11 protein-coding genes are annotated in these 15,286 nt (G+C 70.0%); 1 reads left to right on the forward strand and 10 read right to left on the reverse strand.

The window, feature by feature from the left end; all coding sequences use genetic code 11:
- Positions 1-367: 367 nt before the first annotated feature.
- The 10 genes from ACIHCX_RS07925 to ACIHCX_RS07970 form a co-directional block, all read right to left on the reverse strand.
- The gene (locus ACIHCX_RS07925) at positions 368-667 is read right to left on the reverse strand and encodes a hypothetical protein (protein ID WP_400027671.1); all 300 of its coding nucleotides are present in this window, start codon (positions 665-667) and stop codon (positions 368-370) included.
- Entirely contained in the window at positions 664-1,131 is a 468-nt protein-coding gene (locus ACIHCX_RS07930) for a hypothetical protein (RefSeq protein ID WP_400027673.1), read from the reverse strand. The genes ACIHCX_RS07925 and ACIHCX_RS07930 overlap by 4 nt, the downstream gene beginning before the upstream one ends.
- Positions 1,128-1,511 (reverse strand): TIR domain-containing protein, encoded by a 384-nt coding sequence (locus ACIHCX_RS07935; RefSeq protein WP_400027675.1) that lies wholly within the window; start codon positions 1,509-1,511, stop codon positions 1,128-1,130. Before ACIHCX_RS07935 ends, ACIHCX_RS07930 begins: the two co-directional genes overlap by 4 nt.
- Before the next feature lie 455 nt (positions 1,512-1,966).
- Positions 1,967-5,050 (reverse strand): NPCBM/NEW2 domain-containing protein, encoded by a 3,084-nt coding sequence (locus tag ACIHCX_RS07940; RefSeq protein WP_400027676.1) that lies wholly within the window; start codon positions 5,048-5,050, stop codon positions 1,967-1,969.
- A gap of 847 nt (positions 5,051-5,897) precedes the next feature.
- Complete coding sequence (locus ACIHCX_RS07945; protein WP_400027677.1) at positions 5,898-6,992, reverse strand: recombinase family protein; 1,095 nt, start codon at positions 6,990-6,992, stop codon at positions 5,898-5,900.
- Between the two features lie 17 nt (positions 6,993-7,009).
- Entirely contained in the window at positions 7,010-7,483 is a 474-nt protein-coding gene (locus tag ACIHCX_RS07950) for a nuclear transport factor 2 family protein (protein WP_400027725.1), read from the reverse strand.
- A 217-nt stretch (positions 7,484-7,700) separates the two neighbouring features.
- Complete coding sequence (locus ACIHCX_RS07955) at positions 7,701-8,234, reverse strand: flavin reductase family protein (RefSeq protein WP_400027679.1); 534 nt, start codon at positions 8,232-8,234, stop codon at positions 7,701-7,703.
- Positions 8,235-8,317: 83 nt separating this feature from the next.
- The gene (gene mpaM / locus ACIHCX_RS07960; RefSeq protein ID WP_400027680.1) at positions 8,318-9,154 is read right to left on the reverse strand and encodes a daptide-type RiPP biosynthesis methyltransferase; all 837 of its coding nucleotides are present in this window, start codon (positions 9,152-9,154) and stop codon (positions 8,318-8,320) included.
- A 93-nt stretch (positions 9,155-9,247) separates the two neighbouring features.
- Positions 9,248-10,051, reverse strand: a complete 804-nt coding sequence (locus ACIHCX_RS07965; RefSeq protein ID WP_400027681.1) for an SDR family NAD(P)-dependent oxidoreductase — start codon at positions 10,049-10,051, stop codon at positions 9,248-9,250.
- Positions 10,038-11,114, reverse strand: a complete 1,077-nt coding sequence (locus tag ACIHCX_RS07970) for an LLM class flavin-dependent oxidoreductase (RefSeq protein ID WP_400027683.1) — start codon at positions 11,112-11,114, stop codon at positions 10,038-10,040. Before ACIHCX_RS07970 ends, ACIHCX_RS07965 begins: the two co-directional genes overlap by 14 nt.
- 159 nt (positions 11,115-11,273) lie before the next feature.
- Here ACIHCX_RS07970 and ACIHCX_RS07975 point away from each other — a divergent pair.
- Positions 11,274-15,286, forward strand: a 4,013-nt coding sequence (locus ACIHCX_RS07975; RefSeq protein ID WP_400027684.1) for a type I polyketide synthase, incomplete at its 3' end; no start/stop codon positions are given.

Raw genomic sequence — 15,286 nt, forward strand, 5'->3', positions numbered from 1 at the left:
CACAGCGGACCAGGCTGGGTGTCGGGAATCCACGCTGGAGGTGGCCACCGAGCGCAAGCGCCTGACGGACCGCCGGGCTGAGCCAGGATCAGGGTGCGGCGGCGCTGAAAACCCGCCGTGAGCCGGTGAGAAAGGGGAGGCCGGCTGCACGAGCCCCTTCGCCCCAAGGCGCCGTATCTAGCGATCTTTGAAGACGGACCCTAGTTCTGCGGCCTGCGGGCAGGCAGGTCCAGGTCCGCCCAGGAGGCGGACGGCGACTGCAACCGGCGGGACTGTTCCTGCCTGCCAGCACCCGGTCGGGGATCTGGTGCGGTCGTTTTGGCGCCGGGAGTACAGGGTGGACCGCCAGCCCTCCCGTGCTCCCGGATCAGCCTGTCGTGCGGTCCGACCGACGGGCTGCCACGCGAATGGCCTCTGCGTACGGGGCGTCGAAGGCGCGTGTCTTCGGATCAAGATCCTTGAACGGAACCAGCGCCTCATGAGTACAGTCCACAGACTGTATCCAGGCTGACCAGGCGTTGTGGACGTCTTCGTCGGTGACCTGCTCCCCCTTGGCCTGCAGAAGTACGGCGTAGATGCGGAACAGACCGTCTGAGTTGGCAGGCGGCCTGGCGTCAGGGGGCAGGCAGGACCGGATCAGGTCGGCAATGGGGTCGAGGTAGGTCACTCGGACAGTGTGCCCACAAAGAGGACCAGGTGTGCCACGGCGAACACCAGGGGGACGACGCGTTCCGAGGTGCCCAGTTCTGCGTAGCGCTTGCGCCAGCTGGGGATCGGATCGGTCGTGAGGGCCTCCCACTCATCAGCGAAGATCTTGACGGGGAGGTGCTCCTCCAACTTGTTGATGACCTTGAACTTTGCCATGTTGAGGTCCCGGTAGCTGCGAAGCTGCATCCACCAGGCAGCCGAGAGGGTGATACCGGCAAGAGTTACGGCGAACGACACCCACCAGGGAGAGTCGGAGAGCTTGGGGAAGCCGAAGCCGACCAGAGCAACGAAAGCGCTCTGTACAGAGAGGAAGAAGGCATTGGCCGTTCCTCGGCGCGCGGAGACGCGGTCGGCCATCTCCACGGCGAGCTTGTAGAACTCGAGTATCTCCGGTCGCTGGTTCGGCCCAGGAGGCGTTGTCATCGGTTCCCTCCGACGAGCAGCTTGAGGTTCTCCCACGTCCACTTGTGGATCTTGTCCGTGGCCTTGGCCGTTGTCGGCTTCTTGGCGTTCTTGCCGCTGTTCCCGTTCAGCAGGAAGTAGTCGATCTCCTCGGCCTGGGCGATCTTGAGCTCGATGGCCACGCCGGCGGCCGTGTCGGTGTGCTCGCCGCAGATGACGATGACGATGTCCGAAGCCCGGATTCTGGTACGGGCCTTGTCCTTCCAGTCGGGGGACGCTTCCTTGATCGACCAGTCGTGGATCTCGAAGGGCGAGCCGGGGTTCTTGGCCTGCCCGATCAGGAAGTCCTTCAAGGGTTTGTCGTAGTCGTAGTCGAAACTGACGAAGACGCGCTTTGGCATGGTGGCTCCTACTCCAGATAGCTTTGTCTGGGCATACCGTAGACGAAGGTACTGACACCGGTGTCGGCCTAACCGGCCGTGGCTCAGGGCCAGTTGCGGCCATACGCGGCCACAAGGTCCGAGGCGTCTTCCAGAGCCTCCGCTGCGATGCGCAGCTCGTCTTTGTTCAACTCTTAGTCAAGGCGCCCTTCGTCCCACAACACACCCCTCTGATCAGGCATGTTGCTTCGACTGGTTGAACCCGGGCAGTTCCGGTGGCAACGAGTTCTGCGTCGCCGCCACCTCGGCCGGAGATTGACGCCCGTCAGATCCTGCGGTACCGCTTCTCCGCGCCGACCTTGTCCAGGTCGAGATGGCCGAACTCGTCCCCACCCCTACGACACGTCGGCCGTCGAGACCACAGCTCGGTCTTGACGGCCGACGTCACGCGGGGCCCCGGCGCTGCCGCGGCGGCGTCAGGCGCAGTGGAACTTCGCGTCCGCCCAGTCGCCGTGGTCGCCCGACTTCGTGCCGTCGGTGTCGGTGACGACGAGATGGACGTGACGGGCACCGTCCAGTGTGACGTTCACCGGCACGGGATCGGACTTGCCGCTGACGGTGGGGGAGGACCACAGCGTCCTTCCGTCGGCGACGACGGAGAAGGACACGCCGCCGTAGCCGTCGATCTCGTCGTCGATGCCAACGACGGCGGTGAACGAGGAGCACTGGCCGCCGAGCCAGAACTCGATGTCGGAGTCGGCGTGCGCGCCGATGCCCTTGGCGTAGGTGGTGCCGTTCAAGGTGAGCGGGTGGCCGTCATCGGCCGCCGACTCCCCGTTGCTGCGGTCGCGTTCGGGCGGTCCCCAGCCGTTGGTGGCGTTCAGCCAGGGCAGATCACTGGCCCAGGCGTCACCCTTGGGCGGGGCGGGCATGGTGCGTACCCCCGCCCGCTGCGTGGCGACCGCGTCCTGACCCGCCGCCTGGTAGCGGGCGGTGCCGGTGAGCACCGCCTCGCCCACACCGGCGTCGGCCGGCGCGGTCACGGTGAACTCCGCGCTCGCCCGTTCCCCCGGCTTCAGACGGCCGAGCGTCCGCGCCGGTGAGACGGTCCAGCCGTCGGGTGCGCTCAGGGACAGCTCGGTGGCCCCGGCACCCGTGCGACCCGCGGTGAACCCGACCGAGACCTTCTCCGACACTCCGGCGCCGATCTCCTCGGGCGGCGCGACCGAGACCGTGCCCGTCGCCCCGGGGACCTTGCCACCCACCGCGCTCGCGCCGTCCACGTCGACCCGGAAAGCCCGGCCGGTGCTGATGCTGAGGGTCTTGATCTGGACGACCCCGCCCCGGTCGGAGACGTCGTACCACCAGCCCTGGCCGGCGGCGTCGAAGGCGGCCTTGGAAGTGAACCGGGGCAGCGCACCGCCGTCCAGCGCCACGTGGTGCGGGGCGGAGCCGGTGTGCACGGTGAACCGGTACGGGCGGCTCTTCTGCTTGCCGTCGAAGTCACCGGCGTTGGCGCCGACCGCGATGCGCACCGCTCCCGCTCCACTGTCCGGGGCGGTCACCGTCACCCGCTGCTCGGCGTACTTGCCCTGCCGGTGCTGCCGGGTGACACCGTCGTCCTCGTACAGGGTGAAGGAGGTACGGCCCTGCGGGTAGACGTCCCAGGCGAGCGGGGAGTCCGCGGTGCGGTCCTGGTAGGAGTTGATGCCGGGCCACATCGGAATCGACGCACCCGCCTTGACGAACAGCGGCAGGGTGTCCAGGGGAGCCTGGTAGCCGTCGACCGTGGTCGGGCCGTGGTAGGTGCGCCCGGACCAGTAGTCGATCCAGTCGCCCTTGGGCAGGTAGATGCCGTCCCGGACGGTGGTGTCGCTGTAGACGGGCGCCACCAGGAAGTCCTCACCGGTGAGGAACTCGTACTTGGCGGCGTCACTCGCCGCCTTCGGGTCACCGGGGTACTCCAGCGCCAGCGGCCGGACCGCGCCGACACCGGTGCGGTTGGCCTGCGCCGCGTAGGTGTACATGTACGGCAGCAGGGATTCCTTCAGCTTGAGGTACTTGCGGTTGATGGTGGTGTACGGCTCCCCGTACTGGTAGGGCTGCTTGTCCTTGGCGGCCCAGCCGTCCATCGTCATCACGGCCGGCAGGAACGACTTCCACTGCAGGTCGCGGGTGTAGGTCTTGGCGCTGCCACCGAAGATGCCGTCGACGTCTCCGCTGGTGTACGCGAGACCCGACATGGTGGCGCCGGCGTACGTGGGTATCTGCCAGCGAATGTAGTCCCAGGTGCCGGACTGGTCACCGCTCCACTGCACACCGCAGCGCTGGGCGCCGGCCCAGCTCTCCGGGGCCCAGGTGAAGCCGCGCGCGTCGCTGTTGTCCTCGATGCCGCGGTAGGCGGCCTTGCATCCGTCCAGGGCGAACTTGTAGCCGGAGCCCACCCAGGCAACGTCCAGCTTGGCCACCCGCTGGCCCGCCTTGACCTGGTCGGCCAGCTTGTCCAGGCCGTCCTGGGTCCACAGGCCCATCTGCATCTTGCGGTCGTTGAGGCCCTTGGCCGTCTCGGCGAGGTTCTCGTAGCCGCAACCGTAGCCGTCGTTGACGAGCATCCAGCCCAGCGGCATGTCGTTCTTGACGTAGTCGTCGGCGACCTTGAGGGCGTCCAGGGTGCGCCGCTCGCCGCGGTTGGCGTTGTGCAGATAGCAGTCGGAGTCGCCGACCTCCAGGCCGTAGATCGGGGGAAGCATGGGGCGCCCGGTGAGCTTGGTGTACTGGCCGATGACGTCCTTGGAGGAATCGCCGGCGAAGTAGTAGGCGTCGAAGCGGTTCTCCTGCTCGGTGGCGGTGACCGGGTCGGCGAAAGCGTAGGTGCCGGGGGCGTAGGTGTTGCGGTAGACGCCGTAGCCCGCCGAGGAGAGGTAGAACGGCACCGAGTTGGGGTGGCCGCCCTCGTCCCAGTTGTAGTCGACGCCCACCTTGAGCGTCTTGCCGCGATGCGAGGTGTTGCCGCTGCCGTTCTGCTCGCCCGTGCCGTAGAACTGCTCGTCGGCGCCGCGTGTGAGCGTCTGGGTGGTGGCGGTGCCGTCCCAGCTGATGCCGCGGGTCTCCTCCCACAGGCGGGTGCCGTCGGCGCGGTACAGGGCGAACCGCAGTGGCGACTTGTACACCCGCAGGGTCACCTTGTTCGTGGACAGCTCGTAGCGGTCACCGCGGTCGGTCCAGTGGGTGGCCGGTGGATCGCCCTGCGGCAGCACGACATCGCCGCCGACGGGGTCGGTGAACGTGCCGTCGGGGGCCACCTCGATGCGGAAGGTGTCGGCCGAGACGAAACTGACCCTGGCCTTCGCCGCGCCCGCCGTGAAGGTGTAGGCGGCGCCGGACCGGGAGAACCCGGTGACCGCCCCGATGACGGTTGGGGTCCCGGCGGCGGTGGCGGTCGCGGCTTCGGCCGGCACGCCCGGTCCGACCTCGGCCGCCAGGACGGCGAACAGAGCTGTGGCGGCCAGGACCGCCCCTCTGGAACGGAAAGCCTTGCGTCTGCGGGATGGAGCGCTCATGTCGATCCCTTCGCACACGTCGATCGGTGTGGGGCACTTGCTTGAACGTGCTTGATACGCCGATGAATCAAGCACAATTAATCACGCGCAGAAGGTATAGCGCACAGGGAACGCCTGTGACCAGAGTGCGTACCGGGTGAGGTGAGCGCGGGTGCCGAGCGGCTCGGCGGCACGGCGCCGGCGGCTGGATGGCACGCGTGCGGCTCCGCGTACCCTGGTCATCGCCGCGACCCGCTCAGCTACGAGATCTCATCCGGTGGGATCGCTGCGGCACAGGTGCGGTCGGTTCGGTCCGCGTCCTTGACTTCGGGGATTGGTCTGTTCGCCGAAGAGGCGGGTCTCCGGACGCCCGCGGAAGGCCACCGCGACCGCTTCACCCGCACTGGCTGTTCAATTGTCGGCCAGGACGGCGACCGGTGGGTGCTCCTGGCGACGGGCTGGCTGCCGCCCCAGCCGGCCGACTCGCCGTCTACGTAGGGGGCATCGTTCTTGATCGCCCCGACGGACTTCTCGCCGTCGGCATCCACGAACATGCCGACTTTGCCGTCGCCCAGGATTCTGCTGCGCAATTCGCCGCGGGGAGTGGCATGTTGACGAGGTGATCGTTCCCGTGGTCGCTTTCCTGCTGTGCGGCCGCAGGGGAGATGGTGCGGATGTCGTTGCAGCCGAAGGGGCTGCCGGAGGTCCCTGAGCAGACCGCGGCGGTGGCCCGGGCGGCTTTCCCCAAGGGGAGCCTGCCTGATTCGGGTGCGGGACCGTCTGGCGGAGGCCTTCGCCGACGAGCCGTTCACCGGCGCCTTGGGGGTCCGTGGCGCCCCGGGGATGGCACCGGCGGTGCTGTCTCTGGTCACGGTTTTGCAGTTCGCCGAGCCCTTCCGGCAGGTCCCAGTTCGGGTACTCCACAGCCGGTGTGGGGGACACCGTGCAAGGACGCGGCAGCGTCCGGGGACTTCGTTCCCGCGTTGGAGCAGTTCCTCGGCGGCTGGGGGAGGCCTGCGGGCGGACCTTGCAGCCGGAGCTGTCCTTGCGCGACCACGACCGTCTCGTTAGTGGTCGAATCCCCCCTCGGACACAGAGCCCCTACGGCGCCCTGTTCTTGGGCAGGGGGCATCGGCGCCCGCTTCCGGCTCCCGGCCGGGGCGGGTTTTTGTCGTTGGGGTGTCTTCGGTTCGGCTTCTCCCGGACGCCGACCTGGATGGTTCCAGGCGGCTGGTGAGGCGGAGGTGCAGGCCTGCAGGTGCGGCAGAACCTGGTCTTCGCGCACGTACGCGTTGGGAGCCCGACCGGGGCCGGGCTGGGTGGCTTCGCGGTGGCCTAGGGTGGTGTTGGGGGAGTCGAACAGGTCGTGGTCGGTGCGCTGGCGGTTCCAGACCTGTCGGCCGGTGTAGCGGGGGTTGGTGAGGATGGCCCGCACCGTGTTCAGTACCCAGCGCTGACCGTTGTGTGGCGGATTGCGGGCCCGGTCGGTGGCGGACGGAGAGGGGATGCGGGCGTCGTTGAGGGCGCGGGTGATACGGGCGATGCTGTGCCCGGCCAGGCGCTGGGCGAAGATCCAGGACACGATCGGCCCGCACTCGGGGTCGGTGTCCAGGAGCTGTATGCGTACGCCGCGGCGGGCGAGGGCCCGGTTGGGGTGCGGTCCGGCATTGATGAGGCGGTAGCCGTAGGGCGGGCGGCCGCCGAGGTAGTGCCCCTGGTCGCGAATCGGCTCCGGCGTCGAGGGCGGCCGTGGTAGCGGGCGAGCCGCCGCTCGCATTCGGGCATCCCCGAGGACGCCTGGACGCCGATCAAGTACGCCAGTGCCGTCTGGGACTCCGAGGAGGAACGCTGGATCTCCGACGCCGAGATCGCCGAAGTCCCGTTCACCAGCAAGGAGAAGGCGTTCCACGTAGGGGGCATGGCGCTGGGGAGTTGTGCGAGGGCTGTGTCTGTGAGTCCGCATGCCGATTTTCGTCGCGCTCAGTGAACGGTCTTGTGCTCGCGCTCAAGAATGGCTGTGGTAGCGGGCAACCGCCGGAGCGAATGGGCGACTCTCAGGGCGTCCATGTAGTCACGTGCCCGGGTGATCAGCCCGCCACGGACGCGGATCACCAGCACGTTGGGGAAGGCGAAGGGCTCACCGCTGCCGGTCACCGTGCCGACGACGGTCTGCTCGGCGACGACGACCTCAGGATCGGCCGTGGTGTGAACGGTCACGTCACGCAACGCGCTTGTTCGTGCCGTGCTGTGCTCCCAGGCTGCCCGGTAAGTGGCCCGCACCTCCTCTCGGCCCTTGAGGCAGGAGGGCATTCCGGGGAAGAGGAACGGCAGCTCGTGCACCGCATCCATCTCGTACAAGTCAGCCAGGTCGTCGGCGGACATGGCGAGCATCGCCTGGTGGTAACGCTTCAGCACCTCGTGGGGCGAGCGGTCGGCGGGCTGCACGGCGGACATGGTGGTCACGGCTCCGTTCGTCTGCTTCCGGAATGTGCTCCGGGAGCCGAGTCTGCCGAAGCAACCGTGGTGCGGAGGGCGATTGACCTCGACTTGGGCCTGCTTCACCCCTGCGAGTGGACTGGGCGGCCCGGGCCGTCCGAATAGCCGTGTCCGCCTGGCGCTGGTGTCCGGTGGCCACTTGCGGACGAGGCAGCCGGGGCCTGACCGGTCGCGGTCAGCGCGGCGCGGAAAGCAGACCCGGCTGGAAGGTGCCGTAGCGGCCGCCGTGGAAGAGCAACGGAGCATCGCTCTCGCCGGTCGCCAAGTGGTGAACGTGGCACAGTGCGATCACATGGTCGCCGGCCCAGTACTCGTCTCGCAGGGAACATTCGAGCCAGCCGATCGCGCCCGCCAGGAGCGGCGCTCCGCCGGGGGAGAGGTGCCACTCCGTGCCGTGCAGCTTGTCCGGGCCGCTGGCGGCCAGCCGGTCGCACACGGGCAGCTGGCGGTCGGCGAGGATACTCACCCCGATCCGCTCGGTCGGCCGGATCCGCGGCCAGCTGCTGCTCGTCTCCGCCACGCAGAAGGAGACCAACGGCGGCCGGAGGGAGACGGAGGCGAAGGAGTTCACCGCCAGCGCGGCGGGTCGGCCGACGGTGTCCAGGGCCGCGACGGCGACGATGCCCGTGGCGAACCTGCCGAGAACCCGGCGGAACTCTTCGGACGTGACGGCATCGGCCTCGCGCGACGCCGGTAGCGGGTCGGTCACCTGGGGCGCCTCGCTTCCTGCTGGGAACCCGGTGCCCGGAGCGGGCCCTTGGGCCGCGCCGGGCACCGTGGTCGCGTTTATGGTCAGAGCGTGGCCTCGAGGAGCAGTCGACGGCGCGCGCTGCTGCTGCGGGTGATCTGGTGACGGTTCACCAGCTCCCGCTGGGCGACCAGCTTCAGGCCCTCGGCCGCCAGTTCCTTCTCCAGGGCGCCGAGCGGAGCCAGATGCGTCCAGGCGGTGTACATGGCCGTGTCGACGACCTCACCGTTCTCCACCCGGTTGGCGAGGATGCTGGTGGAGCGCAGGCCGTCCGGCTCTATCCGGTCCATGAAGGTGCACAGCACCGGCGAACGGTCGTCCTTCGTCGGGAAGACCGAGGTGTACTCGAAGGCGGCGGGCGCGCTCTCGAACCCGGCAATGTCCAGCACGGTCAGCAGGAAGCGGCCGTCCTCGGCGAGGTGCTCGCGCACACAGCGGAACAGCTCCGCGCGCTGCTCCTGGGTGAGGTTCCACACCGCCGTCGCGCCGAGCACGATCAGGCCGAACTTGCGGTCCAGCGAGAAGTCCGTCATGTCGCCCTCGACGGTGCTCAGCCGGTCCGCGTACTCCTGGTGCTCCGGCTCCCGCATCCGCTCGTCGAGGATCTCCAGCATCGACGGCGAGTTGTCGAGCCCGACCACCTCGAAGCCGTTCTTCAGGAGCGGCAGGGTCAGCCGGCCGGAGCCGCAGCACAGCTCCAGCACCGGGCCGGGCCGCCCCTCGGCGGCGCTCAGCAGCTCCTCCACCTCGGCGTTGTCCCGAAGAGTGAACGAGTGGTAGAAGGTGGAACCCTCCGAGTCGTACATGCCATGCTGGTGGATCTTCCCGGCGAACAGCTCCACCAGAGCTGCCGCGGTGCCCTTGAGCTGGTATTCGGTCATGCTTTCCTCCGGTCGCCCATCGTTGATCGAGACCCTAAGTCAGGGCTCTTACAGGCGGCTTGGGCCTCGCTTAAGCCGCCCCGGCCGGGGGATTCAGAGTCGGGAACGGGCCGGTAGCAGGCGCGGATCCATGCTCAGCAGGACACCCCGACTGCCCCCGTCGACGGGGAGTGAGACCCCGGTGGTCGAACCCGCGGCCGGGCCGGCGAGATAGCAGATCGCGGCGGCCACCTCCTCCGGTGTGACCAGCCGCCCGTTCGGCTGGCGCCCGCTGACCGCGGCGAAGGCGGCCTCCGGGTCCGGCGCGGCGTCCACGAGTCGTCGTACCCACGGCGTGTCGACCGGCGCCGGGGTCACACAGTTGACCCTGATGCCCTCGTGCAGGTGGTCGGCGGCCATGGCCGTGGTCAGGGCGAGCACCGCCCCCTTCGAGGAGCAGTACACCGCCGCGTTGGACAGTCCGACGGTGGCACCCAGCGAGCACATGTTGACGACGGACGCGTGCTTTGAGCGCCGCAGATACGGCAGCGCGGCACGGGCGACCCGCACCATGCCGAACACGTTGACGTCAAAGACCCGCTTCCACTCGCCGAGATCACCCGACTCCACGGTTCCCCGGCCGAGGATGCCCGCGTTGTTCACCAGTATGTCCAGGCCACCCAGCCTGTCGGCGGCCTCCGCCATGGCCGCGTCGACCGAGGCGTCGTCCGCGACGTCGCCGTACACCCCGATCAGCGGCTCCGGAACGGCCGACTTCCCGTCCGCGTCCAGTGCGTTGAGGTCCAGGCAGGCCACCCTCGCGCCCCGCGCCGCCAGCATGCGGGCGGTAGCCAGACCGATGCCGGAGGAGCCACCGGTCACCAGGGCGGCCAGTCCGGTCAGTTCACCGCTGCTCATGACGGCCCTCCTCATGGTCGTCGGCACACCGCTCGCGGAGTGCGTCCAGGTAGTGCATGCCCTCCAGCACCCGGTCCTCGGGCACCCCGAAGTCGATCAGGCAGGCGACCTCGTCGACTCCCGCCGCGCGCAGCCGCCGTACGGTCTCCATGCCGTCCTCGACCGTGCCGAACAGGCCGCCCGTGTCGAAGTAACGGTCGAACGAACGCGTCACGAGGAACTCGCGGTCCTGGGGTGACAGTCGTTCCAGGTCGATGCCGTCGGGCAGTGCCGCCGCGGCCGTCTTCATGATCAGTCCGATCGAGCTGCGCAGGTAGTCACCAAACGGCTCGCGGACCTCCTCACGGACCTTCTCGCGGTCCGTGCCAAGCAAGGTGTGCAGCATCAGCGCCACATGGCCGCGCGCCCCAGGGCCGTGCGCGGCGGCCAGTTCCGTCCGGTACGCGGCGATGTTGCGCTCCAGGTCGGGGATCTCCTGGCCGATCAGATGTGTCAGCACACCCGTGCCGAGCCGGCCGGCCGTACGGAACGTCTCGGCGGAACCGGCACTCGTCAACCACAACGGCAGCTCCGGCTGGACCGGCGGCGGGAAGATCCGCACCTTCGACTCCTGGCCCGCGCCGTCCGGGAACGCCACCTCCTCCTTTGCCCACAGCCGGCGCAGCGTCTCCACGGTGCGCACCAGGACCTGCTTTCGGTCCCGGTAGTTCTCCGGCCGCAGGACGAAGTCCACTGCGTGCCAGCCCGACGCCAGCGACACGCCCGCCCGGCCCCGGGACAGGTTGTCCACCACGGACCACTCCTCGGCGATCCGAGCCGGATGGTGCAGCGGTGCGACCACACTGCCCGCGCGGATGGCTATCCGCTCGGTCGCCACCGCCAGTGCCGCGCCGGTGACGGCCGCGTTGGGATATTGGCCGCCGAATTCATGGAAATGGCGCTCCGGTGTCCACACTGCGGTGAATCCGTGGGTGTCCGCGAATTTCGCGCTGTCCAGCAGAAGACGGTAGCGGTTGTCGGCCGCGCCCCCGTAGTCCGCGAAATAGAAGAGACTGAACTCCACGAAACTCCTCCCACCTGGCGCGGCTTGTCCGAAAGGACCGTAGCCGCGACCTCGCCACGCAGGGAACTCGCCTTTAGCGTGCGCCAAGAAGGCCTTTGGCAGAGGCGGTGACACTGACCCGACGATCTGCGATCGGCACAGAGGGAGCAGTGAGCCACCGTGGCGAAGAAGAGTTTTTCCGACGGTTCCCCGACGGATCCGGTGGGCCCGGCCGAACACGAGGCGATTGCGGTGGTCGGCCTCTGCTGCCGCCTTCCACAGGCCCCCGACCCCGCCGCGTTCTGGAACCTGCTGCGGGCCGGCCGTGACGCCATCAGCCCGCCGCCGCCCGGCCGTTGGCAGGCCGACGCGCCCGGGGACCTCATGCCGGACGCCGTCACCGGAGCCGCCCGCGGCGGCTTCCTCGACCAGGTCGACGCGTTCGACGCCGAGTTCTTCGGTATGTCCCCGCGCGAGGCCGCCTCGGTCGACCCGCAGCAGCGCCTGGTCCTCGAACTCGCCTGGGAGCTCCTGGAGGACGCCGGCGTCCTGCCCGTCAACCTGGCGGGGAGCCGCACCGGCGTCTTCATCGGCGCGATGCACGACGACTACGCCGCGCTGCTCCAGCGCCGTGGCACCGGCGCCGTCACCCCGCACTCCGCGACCGGTCTGAATCGGGGAGTGCTCGCCAACCGGGTCTCCTATCTGCTCGGCCTGCACGGGCCCAGCCTGGCCGTTGACACGGCGCAGTCCTCAGCCCTGGTCGCCGTCCACCTGGCCTGCGAGAGCCTGAGCCGCGCCGAATGCGATCTCGCTATCGCGGGCGGCGTCAACCTCAACCTCACGCTGGCCGGTACGGTCGAAGCGTCCCGTTTCGGCGGCCTCTCCCCGAACGGACGCTGCGCCACCTTCGACGCCGCCGCCGACGGCTACGTACGCGGCGAGGGCGGCGGCCTCGTCCTGCTCAAGCCGCTGGCCCGGGCCCTCGCCGACGGCGACGAGATCCACGGAGTCCTGCTGGGCAGCGCCGTGAACAACGACGGCGCCACTCCCGGACTGACCGTGCCCGACCAGGCGGCCCAGCAGCGCGTCGTGGAGGCGGCCCACGAGCGGGCCGGAATCCGCCCCGAGCAGGTCCAGTACGTCGAACTGCACGGCACCGGCACCAAAATCGGCGATCCGATCGAGGCGGCCGCCCTGGGCGCGGCCCTGGGCCGGGACCGCGCGACTTTGCTGGCGGTCGGCTCGGCCAAGACCAACGTGGGCCACTTGGAAGGCGCCGCGGGCATCGTCGGCCTGCTGAAGACACTCCTGAGCATCCGGCACCGCCGACTGCCCCCCAGTCTCCACTTCCGCACCCCGAACCCGCGCATCCCGCTCACCGACCTCGGCCTCACCGTCCAGCGCGAACTGAGCGACTGGCCCCGCCCGGACGCGCCCCTGATCGCCGGCGTCAGCTCCTTCGGCATGGGCGGCACCAACTGCCATGTCGTGGTGTCGGAGCCGCCCGCGCGGACGAAGGCGGTGCGGCGGAGTGACGTGCCCGAGACGGAGCGGGCGGCCGCCGACGGACGGCCGGTGGTGTGGCCGTTGGCCGGGCGAGGGACCGAGGCGCTGCGGGAGCAGGCGGCCAGGCTGCACGCCCGGCTGACCGCCGATGGCGCGGCCCCCGACCCCGCCAACGTCGGGTACTCCTTGGCCACCACCCGCACCCAGTTCGAGCACCGGGCCGCCGTGGTCGGCTCCGAGCCCGGCCGGCTGCTCGGCGGCCTCGCTGCCCTCGCCCGGGGCGAGGCGGCCCCCGGCGTCGTGACCGGAACCACCGCGCAAACCGGCGGCCTCGCCTTCCTCTTCTCCGGACAGGGCAGCCAACGGGCAGGCGTGGGAGCCGATTTGTACCGCACCCATCCCGCCTTCGCCGAAGCACTCGACCGGGTCTGCGTCGAACTCGACCGGCACCTGGAACGTCCCCTCCAAGAGGTGCTTTTCGCGGCCCACGGCACCCCCGAGGCCGTCCTGCTGGACCGCACCGGCTACACCCAGCCCGCCCTGTTCGCGGTGGAGGTGGCGCTGTTCCGCCAGCTGGAGGCCTGGGGCGTCACCCCCGGCCACCTGTTCGGCCACTCCGTCGGCGAACTGGCCGCCGCCCACGTCTCCGGGGTCCTGGACCTCACGGACGCGGCGATCCTGGTGACCGCCCGCGGACGGCTGATGGAGGCGCTGCCCGGTGGGGCCATGGCCGCGCTGGAAGCCTCCGAGGAGGAGGTCCTGCCGCTGCTGGAGGGCCGGGCCGGACAGGCCGACATCGCGGCCGTCAACGGCCCGCGCGCCGTCGTCGTATCGGGCGAGGAGACCGCGGTCGACGAGATCGCCGCAGCCGTGGCCGCACTCGGCCGCCGGACCCGACGGCTGCGGGTCAGCCACGCGTTCCACTCCCCGCACATGGACGCCATGCTGGAGGAGTTCCGCGCCGTCGCAGCCGGACTGACCTATGCCCCGCCGTTGATCCCCGTCGTCTCCGACGTCACCGGCCTGCCCGCGACCCCGGAGCAACTGTGCTCGCCCGACTACTGGGTACGGCATGTGCGGTCCGCGGTCCGCTTCGAGGCGGGCATGGCCACCCTTCTCGAGGCCGGCACCACCGCCTTCCTGGAGATCGGCCCCGACGGTGTCCTCACCGCCATGGGCCGCGAGTGCCTGCGCGGCCGACGGGCCGTCCTGCTGCCGACCATGCGCCGGTCGTCGGCATCCGAACCGGACGCCCTGCTCACCGCCGTCGCCGGACTCCACGTCCACGGCCACGCGCCGGACTGGGAGAGCCTGTTCGAGGGCGGGGGAGCCCGGCGCATCCCCCTGCCGGGCTACGCGTTCCAACGCCGACGGCACTGGTACGACGACGGGACGCATCCGCTCGGACAGCAGGCCCAGGGCGCGCAGGTGACGCCGGTGGTCACCCCGGAGCCGAGGCGGGTCGATCCGGCTGCCGGGCAGGATCATGCCGACTCCGCTTCCGAGGCGCCGGCAGGGCGCCGGACCGGAGCGGCGGATCAGGAGCGCGCCATGCTCGATCTTGTACGCTCCGCCGCCGCCATCGTTCTCGGCCACGGCACGGCCGCCTCCGTCGACCCCTCCCGGTCGTTCCGGGACCTCGGCTTCGACTCGCTCCTCGCCGTCGAGTTGCGGGACCGGCTCAGCGAGGCCACCGGCCTTGCCCTGGAGCCCGGGCTGCTGTTCAACCACCCCACGCCCGCCGAACTGGCCCAGCGCCTGTCGGACCGCGATGACCCTGCCGATCCGCACGGCGCCGAACCGGCCACGGCCGCCACGGTGGACGATCCCGTGGTCATCGTCGGAATCGGCTGCCGCCTCCCCGGCGACGTGCACGGCCCCGAAGACCTGTGGCGGCTGGTCGCCGACGGCCGGGACGCCATCGGCTCCTTTCCCACCGACCGCGGCTGGGACCTGGACGCCCTCCACGCCCCGGACGCCGAGCACCCCGGTGCCACCTACAGCAGCGAGGGCGGCTTCCTGGCCGAGGCCGGCCACTTCGACGCCGCGTTCTTCGGCATCTCGCCCCGTGAGGCCACGGCCATGGAACCCCAGCAGCGGCTGTTGCTGGAAACCGCATGGGAGTCGCTCGAACGCGCCGGCATCGTCCCCGAGCAGCTGCGTGGCACCCGCACCGGTGTGTTCGTCGGCGGCACTGCCCTGGACTACGGCCCCCGTCTGCACGAGGCGGACGAGGAAACGGGCGGCTACCTGCTGACCGGCAGCACCGCCAGCGTGATGTCCGGCCGCATTGCCTACATCCTCGGTCTGGAGGGTCCGGCGCTGACGGTGGACACGGCGTGCTCCTCGTCCCTCGTCGCCATCCACCTGGCCGCCCAGGCGCTGCGGCGCGGCGAGTGCGCCCTCGCCCTCGCCGGCGGGGTGACGGTGATGGCCACCCCGGGCATGTTCGTGGAGTTCAGCCGTCAGCGCGGCCTGGCAGCGGACGGCCGCTGCAAGGCGTTCGCGGCGGGCGCGGACGGCACGGTGTGGGCCGAGGGCGCGGGCATGCTGCTTCTGGAGCGGTTGTCGGATGCGCGGCGCAATGGTCATCGGGTGTTGGCGGTGATTCGGGGGAGTGCGGTCAATCAGGATGGTGCGTCGAACGGGTTGACGGCGCCGAACGGTCCGTCGCAGCAGCGGGT

Source organism: Streptomyces sp. NPDC052043, assembly GCF_044548235.1.
In the GTDB taxonomy this organism is placed as follows: Bacteria; Actinomycetota; Actinomycetes; order Streptomycetales; family Streptomycetaceae; genus Streptomyces.